The sequence below is a fragment of the Aeromonas sp. ASNIH8 genome (assembly GCF_002919855.1).
In the GTDB taxonomy this organism is placed as follows: domain Bacteria; phylum Pseudomonadota; class Gammaproteobacteria; order Enterobacterales; family Aeromonadaceae; genus Aeromonas; species Aeromonas caviae.
Window position 1 is genome coordinate 1 of the sequence record NZ_PQLN01000212.1, and the last position, 1,441, is coordinate 1,441.

Consider the following 1,441-nt stretch of genomic DNA (forward strand, 5'->3'; position numbering starts at 1 on the left):
CAGGGCGAGATCGTGAACATTTTGTTAAAAATTAAAAATAGTTTTTTGCCTACAAAACAAATACTTATAGGCCTGTGATATGCAGTTAACTTTATAGTCAGGATCGCCTTCACACTTTTTAATCGTCACTGCACGTCATTTCAGCTCAAAAAATGCGCATGAAATCCAAAAAATGATAATTTCCATGATTTCCATAGTTAACAATTTGCTCACATCCTCACCCTGAAATTTGACCTGGTGATCCGGCTGTGATCTCATGCTCCTTTTCAGGAGTGCTCTCATGTCTATTGATGCCGTTTTCGCTCAGTTCTTCGACAATATTCACGACCCTCGCCAGCATGCCAAGATTTATTATCCCTTCTACGATGTCCTGTTTCTCACCGTCTGTGCCGTGATCGGCGGGGCTGAGGGCTGGGAAGATATTGAGGATTTCGGCGAGGTTCATCTTCCCTGGTTTCAATCCAAGGGACTGTTTAAAAACGGCATTCCTGTCCATGACACCATTGCCAGGATCATCTCCGGCATCAAACCAGAGCCGTTTCAGGCCGCCTTTGTGCGGTGGACTCAAGCCATTAACCAGCACACCGATGGCGCCCTGGTCGCTATCGATGGCAAAACCCTGCGCAGTTCCTATGACCGTGAGGATCGAACGTCGACCATTCACATGGTCAGTGCCTATGCCGCCGCCAATAAGCTGGTGCTCGGACAGATAAAAACCGACGCCAAGTCCAATGAAATTACCGCTATTCCCGAGTTGCTGGCGCTGCTCGACATCAAAGGCTGCCTGGTATCCATCGATGCGATGGGGTGCCAGACCGAGATCGCCGAGACCATCCTTCAGCAAGGTGGCGATTACTTATTGGCCGTCAAAGGCAACCAACCCAAGTTGTTCGAGGCGGTTCGACAGGCCCTCGCCCCGCTGGCGGCCACCCCGTTATGCGCAGAGACGATGACGCTTGAGAAGGCTCATGGCCGCATCGATGGTCGTGAGTACCATGTCATGGCGGCGGGCGAGTTGGCCGCCCAGTTTCCTCATTGGAAACAGTTGCACAGCATTGGCGTGGCCATCTCCTATCGCGTTGAAAATATGCAAAAAATTACCATAGAGCAGCGTTATTTCATCAGTTCCAAAGCGTTGGTGCAGGATGAGTTTGCGCGAGCGGTGCGTGGGCACTGGGCCATCGAAAATAGCCTGCACTGGGTGCTGGACGTCACGATGGGCGAGGATGATTGCCCGATTTATCGCGGTGATGCCGCAGAGATTTTGGCGTGCATCCGGCACATGGGGCTGAACATGCTCAGGGCCGAGACTTCACGCAAGGCGAGCGTAAGACGGAAGCAAAAAATCGCAGGAATGAGCAGTGAATATCTGGAAACGGTACTCAATGCGGGTCTCAAAAAACTGGGTGAAATTTAACAAAATGTTCACGCTCTCACCCTG

General features: G+C 50.9%; 1 protein-coding gene. It reads left to right on the forward strand.

Annotated features, from left to right (window positions below):
- Positions 1–280 precede the first annotated feature (280 nt).
- On the forward strand, positions 281–1,417 hold the full coding sequence (locus C3418_RS23485; protein ID WP_021141311.1) for an ISAs1-like element ISAs12 family transposase: 1,137 nt from the start codon (positions 281–283) through the stop codon (positions 1,415–1,417).
- The last annotated feature ends 24 nt before the right edge of the window (positions 1,418–1,441 follow it).

Bases quoted from the DNA above. Each gene is read 5' to 3' on its own strand.
- C3418_RS23485 (WP_021141311.1), top strand. From the start codon at position 281: ATGTCTATTGATGCCGTTTTCGCTCAGTTCTTCGACAATATTCACGAC.